We start from the raw sequence: 19,445 nt of genomic DNA, 5'->3' as shown, positions 1-19,445 counted from the left end.
GGGGCGCCAAGTTTACCTTGCCTTGCAGCCGGCAAAAAGCATCGCGGGGCAAGCCCGCTCCCACAAATGCCCGAGGACACGTGGGAGCGGGCTTGCCCCGCGATAGGGATAACGCCGATTCAGCAGGCGTTACTTCTCAGCGTGGTACGCCGCATCAGCAGTTTCAAAACGCGAAACCATGCTGTTCGACGGGCTGCCCAGCTTGCTCACCACAAAGATGGCGATGCTGGCGAACAGGAAGCCCGGAATGATCTCGTACAGACCCATGTCCACGTAGTTCTTCCACAGGATCACGGTCAGCGCACCGACCACGATACCAGCCAGCGCGCCGTTGCGAGTCATGCCCTTCCACAGCACCGAGATCAGCACCACCGGACCGAAGGCGGCACCGAAGCCGGCCCAGGCGTAGGCCACCAGGCCCAGCACGCGGTTCTCGGGGTTGGCGGCCATGGCGATGGCGATCAAGGCAACGGCCAGGACCATCAGGCGACCGACCCAGACCAGCTCGGTCTGCGAGGCATTCTTGCGCAGGAACGACTTGTAGAAGTCCTCGGTCAGGGCGCTGGAGCACACCAGCAGCTGGCAGCTCAGGGTGCTCATCACCGCGGCCAGGATGGCCGACAGCAGCACACCGGCGATCCATGGGTTGAACAGGATCTTGGCCAGCTCGATGAACACGCGCTCATGGTTCTCGGTCACCGGACCCGCCAGGTCAGGATGCGCCGAGAAGTAGGCGATGCCGAAGAAACCGACGGCGCAGGTACCGGCCAGGCACAGGATCATCCAGGTCATGGAGATGCGGCGGGCGTTGGCGATCGACTTGACCGAGTCGGCGGCCATGAAGCGCGCCAGGATGTGCGGCTGGCCGAAGTAGCCCAGGCCCCAACCCATCAGCGAGATGATGCCGATGAAGGTCGCGCCCTTGAACATGTCGAAGTGAGCCGGGTTCACCGCCTCGATCGCCAGGAAGGTGGTATCGAAGCCACCGGTGGAGATCAGCACGATGATCGGGGTCAGGATCAGCGCGAAGATCATCAGCGAGGCCTGCACGGTATCGGTCCAGCTCACCGCCAGGAAGCCACCAACGAAGGTGTAGGCGATGGTGGCCGCGGCACCGGCCCACAGAGCGGTCTCGTAGGACATGCCGAAGGTGCTTTCGAACAGACGGGCGCCGGCGACGATGCCGGAAGCGCAGTAGATGGTGAAGAACACCAGGATGACGATCGCCGAGATGATCCGCAGCAGACCGGTCTGGTCTTCAAAACGGCTGGAGAAGTAGTCCGGCAGGGTCAGGGCGTCACCGTTGTGCTCGGTCTGCACGCGCAGACGGCCGGCGACGAACAGCCAGTTCAGGTAGGCGCCGACGGTCAGGCCGATGGCGATCCAGGCCTCGGAAAGGCCCGCGAAGTAGATTGCGCCCGGCAGGCCCATCAACAGCCAGCCGCTCATGTCCGATGCGCCGGCGGAAAGCGCGGTGACCACGCTGCCGAGACTACGGCCGCCGAGAATATAGTCGGAAAGGTTCTTGGTGGAGCGATAGGCGGCGAAGCCGATCAGCACCATTGCCGCAATGTAGACCACGAAGGTGATCGTTAGTGGATTGCCCATGAGTTGTGCCCTGGCGTTGTTTTTATCTCTTGCGACCGCCGCGCACGACGGTTGCACCCAGGCGGCGCATCCTATGCAACAACATGAACGAGGTGCAACCATTTTTCATTTGCAAGTTGCACCCAGCCATGGCTTTTCGGATAAAGCCCCTTTTTTGCTCCTTTTCGGAGCAAACACAGCGTTTTACATAAGCAAAAGCAGTAAAAAAGACCGTTTTGGCTGTAAGGAAACAGCCTTCAGACGAGTTGCACCTTTACCGTGAAGAATTCGGGTTGCACCCGGTTGCACCCGAATTGTCCTACAGGCTAATCTTGCCTTCAGCTTAGGTCACATCCGTGGCCAATAACGAGGATAAGAAATGGCGACGACCACCCTTGGGGTCAAACTCGACGACCCGACCCGTGAGCGACTCAAAGCAGCTGCGCAGTCCATCGACCGCACGCCGCACTGGTTGATCAAGCAAGCGATCTTCAACTATCTCGAGAAGCTCGAGGGTGGCGCCACCCTGAACGACCTCAACGGCCATGCCGCCGCTGGCGATGACGCCGGCGAAGTCGCCGCCGACCACGCCCACCAGTGCTTCCTGGAGTTCGCCGAAAGCATCCTGCCGCAGTCGGTACTGCGCTCGGCGATCACTGCCGCCTACCGCCGCCCCGAGCAGGAAGTGGTGCCAATGCTGCTGGAGCAGGCACGCCTGCCGGCCGCCCAGGCAGAAGCCACCAACAAGCTGGCCGCGAACCTGGCCGACAAGCTGCGCAACCAGAAGAGCGCCGGTGGCCGTGCCGGCATCGTCCAGGGCCTGCTGCAGGAGTTCTCGCTGTCGTCCCAGGAAGGCGTGGCGCTGATGTGCCTGGCCGAAGCGCTGCTGCGCATCCCCGACAAAGGTACCCGTGACGCGCTGATCCGCGACAAGATCAGCACCGGCAACTGGCAGCCGCACCTGGGCAACAGCCCGTCGCTGTTCGTCAACGCCGCCACCTGGGGCCTGCTGCTGACCGGCAAGCTGGTCAGCACCCACAACGAATCCGGCCTGACCTCCTCGCTCACCCGCATCATCGGCAAGAGCGGCGAGCCGATGATCCGCAAGGGCGTCGACATGGCCATGCGCCTGATGGGCGAGCAATTCGTCACCGGCGAGACCATCGCCGAGGCCCTGGCCAACGCCAGCAAGTTCGAAGCCAAGGGCTTCCGCTACAGCTACGACATGCTCGGCGAAGCCGCGCTGACCGAGCACGACGCGCAGAAATACCTGGCCTCCTACGAGCAGGCGATCCACTCGATCGGCAAGGCTTCGCACGGCCGTGGCATCTATGAAGGCCCGGGCATCTCGATCAAGCTCTCGGCCCTGCACCCACGCTACAGCCGCGCCCAGTACGAACGCGTGATGAGCGAGCTGTACCCGCGCCTGCTGTCGCTGACCCTGCTGGCCAAGCAGTACGACATCGGCCTGAACATCGACGCCGAGGAAGCCGACCGCCTGGAGCTGTCGCTGGACCTGCTCGAGCGCCTGTGCTTCGAGCCGTCGCTGGCCGGCTGGAACGGTATCGGCTTCGTCATCCAGGCCTACCAGAAGCGCTGCCCGTACGTGATCGACTACGTCATCGACCTGGCCAAGCGCAGCCGTCACCGCCTGATGATCCGCCTGGTGAAGGGCGCCTACTGGGACAGCGAGATCAAGCGCGCCCAGGTCGAGGGCCTGGAAGGCTATCCGGTCTACACCCGCAAGGTGTACACCGACGTGTCCTACGTCGCCTGCGCCCGCAAGCTGCTGGCCGTGCCAGAAGCCATCTACCCGCAGTTCGCCACCCACAACGCCCACACCCTGTCGGCCATCTACACCATCGCCGGGCAGAACTACTACCCGGGCCAGTACGAGTTCCAGTGCCTGCACGGCATGGGCGAACCGCTGTACGAGCAAGTCGTGGGCAAGATTTCCGAGGGCAAGCTGAACCGTCCGTGCCGCGTGTACGCGCCGGTCGGCACCCACGAGACCCTGCTGGCCTACCTGGTCCGCCGCCTGCTGGAAAACGGCGCCAACACCTCGTTCGTCAACCGCATCGCCGACCACTCGATCTCCATCCAGGAACTGGTCGCCGACCCGGTCGCCAGCATCGAGCGCATGGGCACCCAAGAGGGCAGCATCGGCCTGCCGCACCCGCGCATCCCGATGCCGCGTGAACTGTACGGCAGCGAGCGGGCCAACTCGGCCGGCATCGACATGGCCAACGAACACCGCCTGGCGTCGCTGTCCTGCGCCCTGCTGGCCACCGCCCACAACGACTGGAAAGCCGCCCCGCTGCTGGGCTGCGCCGCCAGCGAACAGCCGGCCGCGCCGGTGCTCAACCCGGCCGACCACCGCGATGTCGTGGGTCATGTGCAGGAAGCCACCGTCGCCGACGTCGACAACGCCATCCAGTGCGCGCTGAACGCCGCGCCGATCTGGCAGGCCACCCCGCCGGCCGAGCGCGCCGCGATCCTCGAACGCGCCGCCGACCTGATGGAAGCCGACATCCAGCCGCTGATGGGCCTGCTGGTGCGCGAAGCCGGCAAGACCTACGCCAACGCCATCGCCGAGGTGCGCGAGGCCGTGGACTTCCTGCGCTACTACGCGGTGCAGGCACGCAACGACCTGCGCAACGACAGCTGCCGCCCGCTGGGCCCGGTGGTGTGCATCAGCCCGTGGAACTTCCCGCTGGCGATCTTCTCCGGCCAGGTGGCCGCGGCCCTCGCCGCTGGCAACCCGGTACTGGCCAAGCCGGCCGAACAGACCCCGCTGGTCGCCGCCCAGGCCGTGCGCCTGCTGCTGGAAGCCGGCATCCCCGAAGGCGTGCTGCAACTGCTGCCAGGCCAGGGCGAAACCGTCGGTGCCGGCCTGGTCGGTGACGAGCGCGTCAAGGGCGTGATGTTCACCGGTTCCACTGAAGTCGCCCGCCTGCTGCAGCGCAACATCGCCGGCCGCCTGGACAACCAGGGCCGCCCGATCCCGCTGATCGCCGAAACCGGCGGCCAGAACGCCATGATCGTCGACTCCTCGGCGCTGACCGAGCAGGTGGTGATCGACGTGGTGTCCTCCGCATTCGACAGCGCCGGCCAGCGTTGCTCGGCCCTGCGCGTGCTGTGCCTGCAGGAAGACTCCGCCGACCGCGTGATCGAGATGCTCAAGGGCGCCATGGCCGAAAGCCGCCTGGGCAACCCGGAGCGCCTGTCCGTGGACATCGGCCCGGTGATCGACGCCGAAGCCAAGGCTGGTATCGAGAAGCACATCCAGGGCATGCGCGACAAAGGCCGCACCGTCTACCAGGTGGCCATCGCCGAAGGCGAGGAAATCAAGCGCGGCACCTTCGTGATGCCGACCCTGATCGAGCTGGAAAGCTTCGACGAGCTCAAGCGCGAGATCTTCGGCCCGGTGCTGCACGTGGTGCGCTACAACCGCAAGGACCTGGACCAGCTGATCGAGCAGATCAACGCTTCCGGCTACGGCCTGACCCTGGGCGTGCACACCCGCATCGACGAGACCATCGCCAAGGTGGTGGACAACGTCAACGCCGGCAACATGTACGTCAACCGCAACATCGTCGGTGCCGTGGTCGGCGTGCAGCCGTTCGGCGGTGAAGGCCTGTCGGGCACCGGCCCGAAAGCCGGTGGCCCACTGTACCTGTACCGCCTGCTGTCGACCCGCCCGGCCGACGCCATCGCCCGCCACTTCCAGGCCGACGATGCGCGCAGCCAGGCCGACACCACCCTGCGCGACCAGCAGCTCAAGCCGCTGACCACCCTCAAGACCTGGGCGGCCAGCAGCCAGATGAGCGACCTGGCCGCGCTGTGCGAGCAGTTCGCCGAGCAGTCGCAGAGCGGCATCACCCGCGTGCTGCCAGGCCCGACCGGCGAGCGCAACACCTACAGCGTGCTGCCACGCGAACACGTGCTGTGCCTGGCCGACAACGAGGCCGACCTGCTGGCCCAGCTGGCGGCGGTACTGGCCGTGGGTAGCTCGGCGGTGTTCCAGGACGGCGAACCGGCCAAGATCGTGCGCGGCCGTCTGCCGAAAGAGCTGCAGGCGAAGATCAAGCTGGTGGCCGACTGGAGCAAGGACGAGGTGGCCTTCGACGCGGTCATCCACCACGGTCACTCCGACCAGTTGCGCGGCGTCTGCGAGCAGGTGGCCAAGCGTGCCGGCGCGATCGTCGGCGTGCACGGGCTTTCGAGCGGCGATCACCAGATCGCCCTGGAGCGCCTGGTGATCGAGCGGGCGGTGAGTGTTAACACCGCGGCGGCGGGCGGTAACGCCAGCCTGATGACCATCGGCTGACGCTGACAGTCGTTGAACGGAAAAGGAGAGCTCAGGCTCTCCTTTTTTATTAGCCCCTCGCGGGCCTCTTCGCGGGTACAGCGCGGGCCTTAAGGCACAGGTGACCACTGTGGGAGCGGGTTTACCCGCGAAGAGGCCGGCACTGACTGCACAAATCTCAGTGTTTCATGCCGAGTTCGGCATCATCCATCAATGCCTTGGCCAGGGCGCTCAGGTAATACGACGCCCAGAGCAACTGGGGCTTTTCCTCCATGATCCCGGTGATGGTCAGGTCGCGTACGCAGCCCATCAGCTCCGAGGCCTGGTCGCGGGCGTGCTGGCAGGGGATGCCGGGCTCGATGCAGAACAGCGGGTCGGTCTGGCCTTCGCCTTGGTAGAACTTGGTCTTGCCGGCGGTGGTGGGGGTGTTGTCGGTAGTCATGATTTTTCTCCCTGAAATGGTGGGTGCCTGTGCGGGCCTCTTCGCGGGTAAACCCGCTCCCACAGGTACAGCGCTGGCTCCAAGGCACAGATGAACCTGTGGGAGCGGGTTTACCCGCGAAAGGGCCCGACCAGGCAGCACATGCCTTGCGGCCTAGTGCAACGTTGGCGCCTGCGCCGGCATCTGCACCTGGATCAATGCCGCTTCGAGCAACACACGCAGCGACTCCATTTCATGCATCGACGCCATCATCAACACGGCAGCCGGCGACCTGGGTTTGAGCTGTACGGCGTGATGGGCCACGGTCAAGGCGCACAGGGCGTACTCGGTGGCCTGGATGAGGGTGTCTTCGAGGGAATGAGGGTTGTGGGGGGGATCGGGGACAATCTTCAACATAGCTACCTCTTGCTGATCAAGTGGGACCACCACCCGTTGCTGTCAAACAAGAAGGTGGCAGCTGTATATGGGTTGACAGACCGGTCAGCAAGAGCAAAACCCCGGCGCACGCGAAGTGCCCCACATACAGCCGCCATAAAGGGCAAAGCCGTTGAGTAAGCTCTTGATAATCGGCCTGTCAAAGCCGGTCGCTGATTGTGCAGCGACCGTCCGAGACTAGAGGCCAACCCGGAGCACCGCAATGGCTTGAAAGGGCTTGGGAGTATGTTTGGGAATTGGACTACATGGAATAGGGAAAGTCTTGGAATCTGCGTAGGAAACGCACTGCGGCTCGGCCATTCGAGCCATAGGTGCGACTGGAAAGCTGCGATTAATTTGAGGCCAAAACAGCCATCAGGCCGATTTCTTTTTCACCGTGAAGTCAACTTCCAGGTCGGCGTTCGCCAGAATATTCACCAGTGCATCCAGCGAGAACTTGTCTATCTTGCCATTGAGCAAGTCACTCAAGCGTGGCTGAGTCAGATGCAGTCGCCGTGCTGCGTCTTTCTGCGGCAGATCCCAGGACCGGACAATCCTGGCCAACACCCTCATCAGCTTCGCCCGAAGCCGCAGGTTCTCGGCCTCTTCCGGTGAGTCGAACAGCGCATCCCATACCGAAGTGGAGCGTTCGTTTGTCATCGCAAATCCCTCTGTGCATCCATCTCGTTCAAACACTGTCGACTCCAGCTCAGCAGGCGCCCAACAATTTGTATCGCGCTTTCGCCAGATCGATATCGCGCTTTTCCGTCTTCTCGGTCGTCTTGCGAAACGCGTGCAGGACATAAACCGCTTCTGGTCGACTCACGACGTAGAACACCCGAAACGCCCCGTCCTGACACTTGATGCGGATTTCCCGCGTCCCAGGCCCAACGCTTTCCATTGGTTTCCAGTCGAAGGGGGCCTCACCGTCCTGGATCAGCTCCAGCTGATACCCGGCCCGCTGCCTTGCCACAATCGGAAAGTCCCGCAGGTCCTGCTTGCTGCTACCCAACCATTCGATTGGCTTTTGCCCATCATGCATCCTGCACGCTCCCGCCAATGCACTCGCCTGGCTTGTCCTTATCGGAGACGTAAGCTCTCCATGAGCGGCAAAGATAAAACTATATCGATATCGATATAAGTGCAATTGCGTGACAAGGCTTTGCGACGGGTAACACCTACGCCCATACTGCCCGGCGCAACCCAAAGACGGCCTGGGCGATGGCAACTTCTGCCCCCATATCACCCAAACCAATTAACCTGTCCCCTGCCCTATTACCTTGCCTAGACTCGCTGCATCCCGAACCAGGAATGCCGCCATGTCCGAGCAACTCCTCAGCAGCCGCAACCTCGCCTTCGAACTCTACGAAGTCCTCGACGCCGAAGCCCTGACCCAGCGCCCGCGCTTCGCCGAGCACAGCCGCGAGACCTTCGACGCGGCGCTGACCACCGCCCGTACCATTGCCGAAAAGTACTTCGCCCCGCACAACCGCAAGGGCGACGAAAATGAGCCGCGCTACGTGGACGGCCGCGCCGAGCTGATCCCGGACGTTAAGCCTGCGGTCGACGCCTTCCTCGAAGCGGGCTTTCTCAACGCCAACCGCGACTTCGAAGTCGGCGGCATGCAGCTGCCCAGCCTGGTATCGCAGGCCTGCTTCGCCCACTTCCAGGCCGCCAACGCCGGCACCACGGCCTACCCGTTCCTGACCATGGGCGCGGCCAACCTGATCGAGAGCTTCGGCAGCGACGAACAGAAACGCCTGTTCCTGCAACCGATGATCGAGGGCCGCTACTTCGGCACCATGGCCCTGACCGAACCCCACGCTGGCTCGTCGCTGGCCGATATCCGCACCCGCGCCGAACCCGCGGGCGACGGCACCTACCAGCTCAAGGGCAACAAGATCTTCATCTCCGGTGGCGACCACGAGCTTTCGCAGAACATCGTGCACATGGTCCTGGCCAAGCTGCCGGACGCGCCGCCCGGGGTGAAGGGCATCTCGCTGTTCATCGTGCCCAAGTACCTGGTCAACGCCGACGGCAGCCTGGGGCCACGCAACGACGTGCTGCTGGCCGGGCTGTTCCACAAGATGGGCTGGCGCGGGACCACCTCCACCGCGCTTAACTTCGGGGACAACGGCCAGTGCGTCGGCTACCTGGTGGGCCAACCGCACCAGGGCCTGGCCTGCATGTTCCAGATGATGAACGAGGCGCGCATCGGCGTCGGCATGGGCGCGGTGATGCTGGGTTACGCCGGTTACCTGTATTCCCTGGACTATGCCCGTCAACGTCCACAGGGCCGCCTGCCGGACAACAAGGACCCGCACAGCCCCGCCGTGCCGATCATCGAGCACAGCGATGTGAAGCGCATGCTGCTGGCACAGAAGGCCTACGTCGAGGGTGCTTTCGACCTGGGCCTGTACGCTGCCCGGCTGTTCGATGACACCCACACCGCCGCGGATGCTGAGGCTCGCCGGCAAGCCTTGGAACTGCTCGACCTGCTCACCCCCATCGTCAAGTCCTGGCCCTCGGCGTTCTGCCTGAAAGCCAACGAACTGGCGATCCAGATCCTTGGCGGCCACGGCTACACCCGCGAATACCCGGTCGAGCAGTATTACCGCGACAACCGTCTCAACCCGATCCACGAGGGCACCGAGGGCATCCAGTCCCTCGACCTGCTCGGGCGCAAGCTGGCGCAGAACAACGGCGCCGGGCTCAAGCAACTGATTCGCCTGATCGCCGGCACCTGCGAGCGCGCCAGCCATCACCCGAACCTCGATCCGTTGCGCCAGCCCCTGGAGCACCTGGTCAATCGCCTGCAAAGCGTGACCCTCGCCCTGCTCGGCGACCTGGCCGCCGGCAAGGTCGCCGGCGCGCTGGCCAACTCGGCGCTGTACCTCAAGGTGTTCGGCCACTGCGTGATCGGCTGGCGCTGGCTGGAGCAGGCCATTCATGCCGAGGTCGGCCTGCTCAAGGGCAGCGACCGCGACTTCTATCAGGGCAAGCTCCAGGCCGCGCGTTATTTCCTCACCTGGGAGGTGCCGGGCTGCCATAATGACCTCGCTTTGCTCGAGGCCCGCGACGACACCTGCCTCGCGATGCAAGAGGGGTGGTTCTAGGGGGAGCCACCGCACACACGGAGATTTCCATGTTCGACTCCAGCACCCTGCTGCGCCAGCGCTTTGCCGCGCTGCGCAGCACGGCCGAACTGTTCTCGCTTCGCCATGTGAAACAATCGCACCAGTCACTGTCGGTACGGCGCAACGTCGCCGAGCCGCCCTTCTTCAGCCAGGACGAAGGCGCCATGCTCACCGTGCGGGTGGATGGCGTCGAGGCCTACGCGGCCACCGCCGACCTGTCCCAGGCCGGGCTGCAACGCGCCCTGGAGCAGGCCGAGGCGCTGGCCCGGCGGATCAAGGCCAGCAGCCTGCTCGACCTGAGCGGCCAGCCGGCCCCGGACGGGCGCCACGACCATGTCTCGCCCAACTTCGAACAGCCCCTGCCCAACCTCGCCGACTGCCTGGACCTGCTGGCCGCCGAATCGGCCAGCGTGCCACGTGACGAACGCCTGGTGGACTGGCAGGCTAGCCTTGGCATCAGCGTGGTCGAGCAGACCTACCTGAACTCCGCCGGCGCCGAGCTGCGCCATGCCCAGCGCTTCGTCTACCCGGGCCTGGGTGTCACCGCCAGCGACGGCCAGGATAGCCAGAGCCGCAGCCTGGGCCGGGAGAACTTCGGCCAACAGGGCGGCGTCGAGGTGATCGAGCGCTGCGGCCTGGTCGGCGCGGCCCGCCGCGTGGCTGACGAGGCGCTGCAATTGCTGCTGGCACCCAATACCCCGAGTGGCCGGCGCGACCTGCTGCTGATGCCCGACCAGATGATGCTGCAGATCCACGAGTCCATCGGCCATCCACTGGAGCTGGATCGCATCCTGGGCGATGAGCGCAACTACGCCGGTACCAGCTTCGTCAAAGCCGGCGACTTCGGCCATCTGCAATACGGCTCGAAGCTGCTCAACGTGACCTTCGACCCGACCCTTCGCGAGGAGCTGGCCAGCTACAGCTTCGATGACGACGGCACCCCGGCCAGCAAGCAGTTCCTGATCCGCGACGGCCTGCTGGTTCGCCCCCTGGGCGGCGCGTTGTCACAGCTGCGCTCGGGCCTGGACGGCGTGGCCAACAGCCGTGCCTGCGGCTGGAATCGGGCGCCGATCGACCGCATGGCCAACCTCAACATCGAGCCGGGCGACCAGTCGCTCGCGCAACTGGTCAGTGGCATCGAGCACGGCATCCTGATGCGCACCAACCGCTCCTGGTCCATCGACGATGCGCGCAACAAGTTCCAGTTCGGTTGCGAGTGGGGGCAGTTGATCGAGCACGGCGAGCTCAAGGGCGTGGTCAAGAATCCTAACTACCGGGGCATCTCCGCCGATTTCTGGCGCAACCTCTCGGCCGTGGGCGACAGCAGCACCTTCCAGGTGCTTGGCACCCCCAACTGCGGCAAGGGCGAGCCCAACCAGGTGGTGCGGGTCGGTCACGCATCGCCCGCCTGCGTGTTCCGCCAGATCGACGTATTCGGGGGAGACGCCTGATGAGCACGTATCAACAACGCTTCGAGGACCTGCTTGGCGCCCTTCGCGACGCGGTGCTGCCCGAGGAGCAGTTCACCCTCGGCTACAACGCCGAGCATTCGCAGTTTGTACGCTTCAACCATGCCAAGGTGCGCCAGGCCGGATTGGTCGCCCAGGCCAGCGTGCAGTTGCGATTGATCCGCGACGGCCGCCAGGCCGAGCAGCACATCACCCTGGGCGATGACGCCGGGCTGGATCGCCAGCGCCTGCACGACGGCCTCGGGCAACTGCGTCAGACCCTGCCGTTGCTGCCGGTCGACCCGTACCTGAGCCTCGATCAGAGCGCTTGGCACAGCCACAGTCTGCTGGAGCAGCCACTGCCCGAGCTGGATGACGTGCTGACCCTGGTCGAACACGACGCCGGTGACCTGGACCTGGTCGGCATCTACGCCGCCGGCCCCATCTGCCGGGGCTTCGCCAGCTCCTTCGGGGCCTTCGGCTGGCACCAGGCCAACAGCTTCAACTTCGACTGGAGCCTGTTCCACGCCAACGGCCAGGCGGTCAAGGCCAACTATGCCGGGCAGGCCTGGAGCGGCGAGACCTTCGCCGCGCGCCTGCGCCAGGCCCGCGAACAGCTCGAGCATCTGGGCCGACCGGCCGTCACCCTCAAGCCCGGCAGCTACCGTGCCTACCTGGCGCCGGCGGCGATGGACGAGATTGCTGGCATGCTCTGCTGGGGTGGTTTCTCCGCCCAGGCCCTGGCCACGGGCAACAGCCCGCTGCAGCGCCTGTACAACGGCGACGCGCAACTGAGCCCACAAGTGAGCTTCAGCGAGCAGGTCAGCGGCTCGCTGAGCCCGGCGTTCTCCGACGAGGGCTCGCCCCGTCGCGACCTGCTGCTGATCGGCGAAGGCCGTGCGCTGGAGCGGCTGGTAAGCGCCCGCAGCGCCGCCGAGTTCGCCCAGGAGGCCAATGGCGCCGACAGCCATGAGTCACCGTGCGCGCTGAGCCTGGCCCCGGGCAACCTGCCCGGCGAAGAGGTGCTGGAGCGTCTGGGCACCGGGCTGTACATCAGCAACCTGTGGTACCTGAACTACTCGGACCTGCCCGCCGCGCGCATGACCGGGCTGACCCGCTTCGCCACCTTCTGGGTGGAAAACGGCCAGATCCAGGGGCCGGTAAGCACCATGCGCTTCGACGACAGCCTGTACAACCTGCTGGGTAGCCAGCTGGAGGACCTGACCCAGGAGCGCGAGATGATCCTCTCGACCAGCACCTACGGGCAGCGCAGCACCGGGTCGAGTCATCTGCCGGGGGCGTTGCTGAAGGGGTTGACCCTGACACTGTGATCCGCAGGACCGACCTCTTCGCGGGTAAACCCGCTCCCACAGGTTTGTCGATAACCCTGTGGGAGCGGGTTTACCCGCGAAGAGGTCGGCACAGGCAACACAAAACGTAGAGGTAGCTGATGTCCGATCGCGCACCACTGGACCCCGTCACCGCCCGCTGGATCCCCTGGGTGGTGGCCATCGCCTTCTTCATGCAGTCTCTCGACGGCACCATCCTCAACACCGCGCTGCCGGCCATGGCCCGCTCCCTGGCCGAAGACCCGCTGCGCATGCAGGGGGTGATCATCGCCTACATGCTCACCGTGGCCCTGCTGATCCCGGCCTCGGGCTGGATCGCCGACCGTTTCGGCACCAAACGCATCTTCTTCAGCGCCATCCTGCTGTTCAGCTTCGGCTCGCTCTTGTGCGCCATGGCCAACAGCCTCGGCTTCCTGATCCTCGCCCGGGTCATCCAGGGCCTGGGCGGCGCGCTGATGCTGCCGGTCGGGCGCCTGGTGGTGCTGCGCGCCTACCCGCGCTCGGAACTGGTGCGGATCATGAGTTTCATCACCATCCCCGGCCTGCTCGGCCCGCTGCTGGGCCCGACCCTGGGTGGCTGGCTGGTGGAGATCCTCAGCTGGCACTGGATCTTCCTGATCAACCTGCCGGTGGGCGCACTGGGCTGCTACGCCGTGTGGAAGTTCATCCCCGACCTGCGCGGCGCCGAACGCACCAGCTTCGATGGCCCGGGCTTCCTGCTGTTCGGCGCGGCGATGGTGCTGATCACCATCGCCATGGAAGGCCTGGGCGAACTGCACCTGCCACACCTGCGGGTGATGCTGTTGCTGTTCGCCGGCATGGCCTGCCTCGCCGCCTACTGGCTGCGCGCCGGGCGTGACCCGGAGCCGCTGTTCTCGCCCTCGCTGTTTCGCGTACGGACCTTTGCCATCGGCATTCTCGGCAACCTGTTCGCCCGCCTGGGCAGCGGCGCCCTGCCCTTCCTTGTGCCGTTGCTGCTGCAGGTGGCGCTGGGCTACTCGCCGGCCCAGGCCGGCATGAGCATGATCCCGCTGGCGGCGGCGGCGATGCTCGCCAAGTCCATCGCCCGGCCGCTGATCGAGCGCCTGGGCTACCGCATCGTGCTGACCGGCAACACCCTGCTGCTGGGCCTGCTGCTGGCCAGCCTGGGGCTGGTCGACGAGCAGACGCCCTATGCCGTGCTGCTGGGGCAACTGGCGCTGCTGGGCGCGGTCAACTCGATGCAATTCACGGCAATGAACACGGTGACGCTGATCGACCTCGACGACGCCAGCGCCAGCAGCGGCAACAGCCTGCTGTCAGTGGTCGCGCAACTGTCGCTGAGCCTGGGCGTGGCCTGCGCCGGCGCCTTGCTCGGCGGTTTCACCGCGGCCGGCAGCGGCGATGGCGTGGAGAGCACGCTGGGCGCGTTCCAACTGACCTTCGTCACCATCGGCGTGATGGCCATGCTGGCGGCGGCGATCTTCCTGCAACTGGCGCCGACGGACGGAAGGCGCGCCCGTCGTCCGGAACATCACGTCGAGTCGTAGGGCGAATGGCTTTGAGGCTGGTAGACTATGCGGCATTTTTCGCTTCGCACCGCAGGCCCGCCTCGTGACCGTTGAAAACACCGCTTTTGCCACCCTACCGCTGTCCGCCGCCATGCTGGCCAACCTGGACGCCCTGGGCTACGCCTCGATGACGCCGATCCAGGCCCAGAGCCTGCCGGTCATCCTCAAGGGCCAGGACCTGATCGCCCAGGCCAAGACCGGTAGCGGCAAGACCGCCGCCTTCGGCATCGGCCTGCTCAACCCGATCAACCCACGTTACTTCGGCTGCCAGGCCCTGGTGCTGTGCCCGACCCGCGAACTGGCCGACCAGGTGGCCAAGGAGCTACGCCGCCTGGCCCGCGCCGAGGACAACATCAAGATCCTCACCCTGTGCGGCGGCGTCTCGCTCGGCCCGCAGATCGCCTCGCTGGAACACGGCGCGCACATCATCGTCGGCACCCCGGGGCGCATCCAGCAGCACCTGGACAAAGGCACCCTGGTGCTCGACGGTCTCAACACCCTGGTCCTGGACGAAGCCGACCGCATGCTCGACATGGGCTTCTTCGACGCCATCGCCAGCATCATCGGCAAGACCCCGTCGCGCCGCCAGACCCTGCTGTTCTCCGCCACCTACCCGGCCGGCATCGAGCAACTGGCCAAGGACTTCATGCGCCAGCCGCAGCAGGTCAAGGTCGAGGCGCTGCACAGCGACAGCCAGATCGAACAGCGCTTCATCGAGATCGACCCGCAGCAGCGCCTGGAAGCGGTGACCCGCGTGCTCGGCCACTATCGCCCGCAGTCCTGCGTGGCGTTCTGCTTCACCAAGCAGCAGTGCGAGGACCTGGTCACCCACCTGACCGCCAAGGGCATCGTCGCCCAGGCCCTGCACGGCGACCTGGAGCAGCGCGACCGCGACCAGGTGCTGACGATGTTCGCCAACCGCAGCAGCTCGGTGCTGGTGGCCACCGACGTGGCCGCCCGCGGCCTGGACATCGACGGCCTGGACCTGGTGATCAACGTCGAGCTGGCCCGTGACGCCGAGATCCACGTGCACCGCGTCGGCCGTACTGGTCGCGCCGGTGAGAAGGGCGTGGCGATCAGCCTGGTGGCCCCTGCCGAAGGCCACCGCGCCCAGGCCATCGAGGACCTGCAGAACAAGCCGCTGCGCTGGGAACAGCTGGACAACCTCAAGAGCAAGGGCGGCGAGCCGCTGCTGCCGACGATGACCACCCTGTGCATCGGCGCCGGGCGCAAGGACAAGCTGCGCCCGGGCGACATCCTCGGCGCGCTGACCGGCGATGCCGGGTTGCCAGGCAAGCAGGTGGGCAAGATCGCCATCTTCGATTTCGTGGCGTTCGTGGCCGTGGAGCGGGCGGTGGCCAAGCAGGCGATGCAGCGGCTGAACAGCGGCAAGATCAAGGGTCGTGCCCTCAAAGTCCGTATCGTCTGACCTATTTTTGGGGCCGCTTTGCGGCCCTTTCGCGGCACAAGGCCGCTCCTACAGGGGGATCGCGTACATCCTGTAGGAGCGGCCTTGTGCCGCGAAAGGGCTGCAAGGCAGCCCCGGCAATTCTGAAGAGGTAACACCGTGCACTCCACCGACGTGATCATCCTCGGCGCCGGCGCCGCCGGCCTGATGTGTGCCCAGCTCAGCGCCCGCCGCGGGCGCCGGGTGCTGCTGCTCGACCACGCCAACAAGCCGGGCAAGAAGATCCTCATGTCCGGCGGCGGGCGTTGCAACTTCACCAACATGTATACTGAGCCGGCCAACTTCCTCTCGCACAACCCGCACTTCTGCAAGTCGGCGCTGGCCCGCTACACCCAGTGGGACTTCATCGAGCTGGTGTGCAAGCACGGCGTGCCGTACCACGAGAAGAAGCTCGGCCAGCTGTTCTGCGATAACAAGTCCAGCGACATCCTCGACATGCTCCTGACCGAATGCGACGAGGCCGGCGCCGAGCTGCGCATGAACACCAGCATCGAGCGGATCGACAAGACCGAAAGCGGCTATACCCTGCAGACCAGCGCCGGCCCGTTCGCCTGTCAGTCGCTGGTGATCGCCACCGGCGGCCTGTCGATCCCGACCCTGGGCGCCACCGGCTTTGGCTACCAGGTCGCCCGCCAGTTCGGCCATGAACTGTTGCCGACCCGCGCCGGCCTGGTGCCGTTCACCATCACCGAGCCCCAGCTCAAGGCACTGTGCACTGAATTGTCGGGCACCTCGCTGGACTGCGTCGCCAGCTGCAATGGCACGAGCTTCCGCGAGAACCTGTTGTTCACCCACCGCGGCCTGAGCGGCCCGGCGATCCTGCAGATCTCGTCGTTCTGGGAAGCCGGCGACACGCTGGAGATCAACCTGCTGCCTGATCGCGATGCGCTGGAGTGGCTGCAGGGCCAGCAGGTCGAGCGCCCCAACAGCGAGCTGAAGACCGTGCTGGGCGAGGTATTCACCCGCAAGCTGGCCAACCTGCTGGCCGAACAGTGGTTCGTTTCGAAACCATTGAAGCAGTACACCCCGGCGGAATTGACCCAGATCGCCGAAAAACTGGCGGCCTGGCAGGTGATCCCGGCCGGTACCGAGGGTTATCGCACCGCCGAGGTGACCTTGGGCGGTGTCGATACCCGCGAGGTGTCGTCCAAGACCATGGAGTCGCTGAAAAGCCCTGGGCTGTACTTCATCGGCGAGGTGCTGGACGTGAGCGGGCACCTGGGTGGTTTCAACTTCCAGTGGGCCTGGGCTTCGGCCAACGCGGCGGCGCAGTTCGTGTAGAGTAGAATCCATTCAGCAGCACGGAACGCTTCTTGCTGGTCTGTGCTGGAGCGCCATTTATTGGGGCTGCTGCGCAGCCCTTTCGCGGCACAAGGCCGCTCCTACAGAGGGACGCGATCTCCTGTAGGAGCGGCCTTGTGCCGCGAAAGGGCCGCACAGCGGCCCCAAACGGCCTCAAAGGTATTCAACCGATCTCAGCCCAGGGCCATCATGTCATCGAGCTCGTTCCGCCATTCATTGCGTCGCCTGTGGGGCCAAGACAAGTTCAGCTACGCCATCCGCGTGACCATCGCCCTCACCGGCAGCATGGCCTGGTGCTGGTACCAGAACGAGATGAGCCTGCTGATTCCGCTGTTCCTCGGCATCATCGCCAGCGCCCTGGCCGAGACCGACGATGGCTGGCAAGGCCGGCTCAGCGCCCTGCTGGTGACCCTGGGCTGCTTTGCCATCGCCGCGCTGTCGGTCGAGCTGCTGTTCCCCTACCCCTGGATCTTCGCCGTCGCCCTGGCCCTGGCGGCGTTTTCCCTGACCATGCTCGGCGCCCTGGGCGAACGCTACGGGGCGATCGCCTCGGCCACGCTGATCCTGTCGGTCTATACCATGATTGGCGTCGACCAGCGCGGTGGTGAAGTCAGCGATTTCTGGCACGAGCCGTTGCTGCTGGTGGCGGGGGCGGCCTGGTACGGGCTGCTGTCGGTGCTGTGGCAGGCGCTGTTCTCCAACCAGCCGGTACAGCAGAGCCTGGCCAGGCTGTTCTTTGAACTGGGCAGCTACCTCAAGCTCAAGGCCAGCCTGTTCGAGCCGGTGCGTACCCTCGACGTCGAGGCCACGCGCCTGGAGCTGGCCAAGCAGAACGGCAGGGTGGTGGCGGCGCTCAACGCGGCCAAGGAAATCATCCTGCACCGGGTCGGCAACAGCCAGCCCAACTCCAAGGTCAGCCGCTACCTCAAGCTGTACTTCCTGGCCCAGGACATCCATGAGCGGGTCAGTGCCTCGCACTACCCCTACAATGCGCTGACCGACGCTTTTTTCCACAGCGACGTGATGTTCCGCTGCCAGCGCCTGCTGCGAAAGCAGGGCTCATCCTGCCAGGAGCTGGCCCGCTCGATCCGCCTGCGCCAGCCCTTTGTGCTCGCCAGCGGCTACCCCGAGGCCCTGGAAGACCTCAATGCTTCGCTCGAGCACCTGCGCATCCAGAGCAACCCGGCCTGGCGCGGCCTGCTGCGCTCGCTGCGGGCGCTGGCGGCAAACCTGGCCACCCTGGACCGACTGCTCAGCGCCGCGAGCAATCCGGACAGCCTGGCCGATGCCAGCGACAGCAGCCTGCTCGACCGCTCGCCACGCAACCTCAAGGATGTGTGGAAACGCCTGCGCACCCAGCTGACGCCGACCTCGCTGCTGTTCCGCCATGCCTTACGCCTGTCGTTGGCGCTGTCGGTGGGCTATGGCATGGTGCACCTGATCCACCCGACTCAAGGCTACTGGATCATCCTCACCACACTGTTCGTCTGCCAGCCCAACTATGGCGCAACCCGGCGCAAACTGGTGCAGCGGATTTTCGGTACCGCCATCGGTCTGACCGTGGGCTGGGCGCTGTTCGACCTGTTCCCCAACCCGATCATCCAGTCGCTGTTCGCGGTGGTCGCCGGGGTGGTGTTCTTCGTCAATCGCACCACCCGCTACACCCTGGCCACGGCGGCGATCACCCTGATGGTGCTGTTCTGCTTCAACCAGATCGGCGATGGCTACGGCCTGTTCCTGCCGCGCCTGTTCGATACCCTGGTGGGCAGCCTGATCGCCATTCTCGCGGTATTCCTGTTCCTGCCCGACTGGCAAGGCCGGCGGCTGAACAAGGTGCTGGCCAACACCCTGGCCTGCGCCAGCGAGTACCTGCGTCAGATCATGCAGCAATACGCCCACGGCAAGCGCGACGACCTGGCCTATCGCCTGGCCCGGCGCAACGCGCACAACGCCGACGCGGCGCTGTCCACCACCCTGGCCAACATGCTGATGGAACCGGGGCACTTTCGTAAGGAAGCCGATGTCGGCTTCCGCTTCCTGGTGCTGTCGCACACCTTGCTCAGCTACCTCTCGGGGCTGGGGGCGCACCGCGACACGGCGCTGCCGGCCGAGGTCCACGAGCAGCTGATCGATGGCGCCGGGCGAAGCCTGGCCAGCAGCCTCGACGAAATCGCCAATGGCCTGGCGGCGCGCTTGCCGGTGGCGATCCACAGCGACGCCGAGGAAGCCCTGGCCAATGCGCTGGAGCAGATGCCGGAGGAGCTGGACGAGCATCAGCGGCTGGTGCAGACGCAACTGGCGTTGATCTGCCGGCAACTGGGGCCGTTGCGGACCTTGGCGGGGCATTTGATCAAGGAAGGTGAGCCGGCCTGAAATTCAGCCCCCTGTACCGGCCCTTTCGCGGGTAAACCCGCTCCCACAGGGAACGCATTGCACCTG

Annotated in this window: 14 protein-coding genes; 9 read left to right on the top strand and 5 right to left on the bottom strand. The window is 65.3% G+C overall.

The window, feature by feature from the left end; genetic code table 11:
- Positions 1 to 129: 129 nt before the first annotated feature.
- Positions 130 to 1,608 (bottom strand): sodium/proline symporter PutP, encoded by a 1,479-nt coding sequence (gene putP, locus NMG10_RS07465; protein ID WP_254464092.1) that lies wholly within the window; start codon positions 1,606 to 1,608, stop codon positions 130 to 132.
- Here putP and NMG10_RS07460 point away from each other — a divergent pair.
- On the top strand, positions 1,607 to 1,870 hold the full coding sequence (locus tag NMG10_RS07460) for a hypothetical protein (RefSeq protein ID WP_232856300.1): 264 nt from the start codon (positions 1,607 to 1,609) through the stop codon (positions 1,868 to 1,870). The two genes, putP and NMG10_RS07460, sit on opposite strands and share 2 nt — an antisense overlap.
- Before the next feature lie 96 nt (positions 1,871 to 1,966).
- Positions 1,967 to 5,917 carry a trifunctional transcriptional regulator/proline dehydrogenase/L-glutamate gamma-semialdehyde dehydrogenase gene (gene putA / locus NMG10_RS07455; RefSeq protein WP_232856299.1) on the top strand — a complete coding sequence of 1,317 codons (3,951 nt, stop codon included), beginning with the start codon at positions 1,967 to 1,969 and terminating at the stop codon, positions 5,915 to 5,917.
- A gap of 157 nt (positions 5,918 to 6,074) precedes the next feature.
- Here the strand turns inward: putA and NMG10_RS07450 are convergent, their stop codons facing one another.
- The 4 genes from NMG10_RS07450 to NMG10_RS07435 all read right to left on the bottom strand — a co-directional run bounded on the left by NMG10_RS07450 (position 6,075) and on the right by NMG10_RS07435 (position 7,794).
- Positions 6,075 to 6,338 (bottom strand): DUF3077 domain-containing protein, encoded by a 264-nt coding sequence (locus NMG10_RS07450; RefSeq protein WP_254464091.1) that lies wholly within the window; start codon positions 6,336 to 6,338, stop codon positions 6,075 to 6,077.
- 153 nt (positions 6,339 to 6,491) lie between these two features.
- A complete protein-coding gene (locus tag NMG10_RS07445; RefSeq protein WP_046854291.1) occupies positions 6,492 to 6,734 on the bottom strand; it encodes a hypothetical protein in 243 nt (80 codons plus the stop codon).
- A gap of 393 nt (positions 6,735 to 7,127) precedes the next feature.
- Positions 7,128 to 7,412 (bottom strand): helix-turn-helix domain-containing protein, encoded by a 285-nt coding sequence (locus NMG10_RS07440; RefSeq protein ID WP_110734806.1) that lies wholly within the window; start codon positions 7,410 to 7,412, stop codon positions 7,128 to 7,130.
- Positions 7,413 to 7,461: 49 nt separating this feature from the next.
- Positions 7,462 to 7,794, bottom strand: coding sequence for a type II toxin-antitoxin system RelE/ParE family toxin (locus NMG10_RS07435; protein ID WP_203648230.1), 333 nt, complete (start codon positions 7,792 to 7,794; stop codon positions 7,462 to 7,464).
- A 277-nt stretch (positions 7,795 to 8,071) separates the two neighbouring features.
- Here NMG10_RS07435 and NMG10_RS07430 point away from each other — a divergent pair, with 277 nt between their 5' ends.
- The 7 genes from NMG10_RS07430 (at position 8,072) to yccS (ending at position 19,379) form a co-directional block, all read left to right on the top strand.
- Positions 8,072 to 9,868 (top strand): acyl-CoA dehydrogenase, encoded by a 1,797-nt coding sequence (locus NMG10_RS07430; RefSeq protein ID WP_254464090.1) that lies wholly within the window; start codon positions 8,072 to 8,074, stop codon positions 9,866 to 9,868.
- Between the two features lie 29 nt (positions 9,869 to 9,897).
- Complete coding sequence (locus NMG10_RS07425) at positions 9,898 to 11,340, top strand: TldD/PmbA family protein (RefSeq protein WP_254464089.1); 1,443 nt, start codon at positions 9,898 to 9,900, stop codon at positions 11,338 to 11,340.
- A complete protein-coding gene (locus NMG10_RS07420; RefSeq protein WP_254464088.1) occupies positions 11,340 to 12,668 on the top strand; it encodes a TldD/PmbA family protein in 1,329 nt (442 codons plus the stop codon). Before NMG10_RS07425 ends, NMG10_RS07420 begins: the two co-directional genes overlap by 1 nt.
- A 119-nt stretch (positions 12,669 to 12,787) precedes the next feature.
- Positions 12,788 to 14,215: a multidrug transporter subunit MdtD gene (gene mdtD / locus NMG10_RS07415; protein WP_203648234.1), complete on the top strand. Its 1,428-nt coding sequence runs from the start codon at positions 12,788 to 12,790 to the stop codon at positions 14,213 to 14,215.
- 112 nt (positions 14,216 to 14,327) lie between these two features.
- Positions 14,328 to 15,665, top strand: a complete 1,338-nt coding sequence (gene dbpA, locus NMG10_RS07410) for an ATP-dependent RNA helicase DbpA (RefSeq protein ID WP_231845326.1) — start codon at positions 14,328 to 14,330, stop codon at positions 15,663 to 15,665.
- A 138-nt stretch (positions 15,666 to 15,803) separates the two neighbouring features.
- Complete coding sequence (locus NMG10_RS07405) at positions 15,804 to 16,985, top strand: NAD(P)/FAD-dependent oxidoreductase (RefSeq protein ID WP_232856294.1); 1,182 nt, start codon at positions 15,804 to 15,806, stop codon at positions 16,983 to 16,985.
- Positions 16,986 to 17,195: 210 nt separating this feature from the next.
- A complete protein-coding gene (gene yccS / locus NMG10_RS07400) occupies positions 17,196 to 19,379 on the top strand; it encodes a YccS family putative transporter (protein WP_254464087.1) in 2,184 nt (727 codons plus the stop codon).
- Positions 19,380 to 19,445 lie beyond the last annotated feature (66 nt).

Source organism: Pseudomonas sp. DVZ6 (assembly GCF_024259445.1).
GTDB lineage: Bacteria > Pseudomonadota > Gammaproteobacteria > Pseudomonadales > Pseudomonadaceae > Aquipseudomonas > Aquipseudomonas peradeniyensis.
Note: the sequence above shows the minus strand (reverse complement) of the source record. Positions and strands in the feature narration are given on the sequence as shown.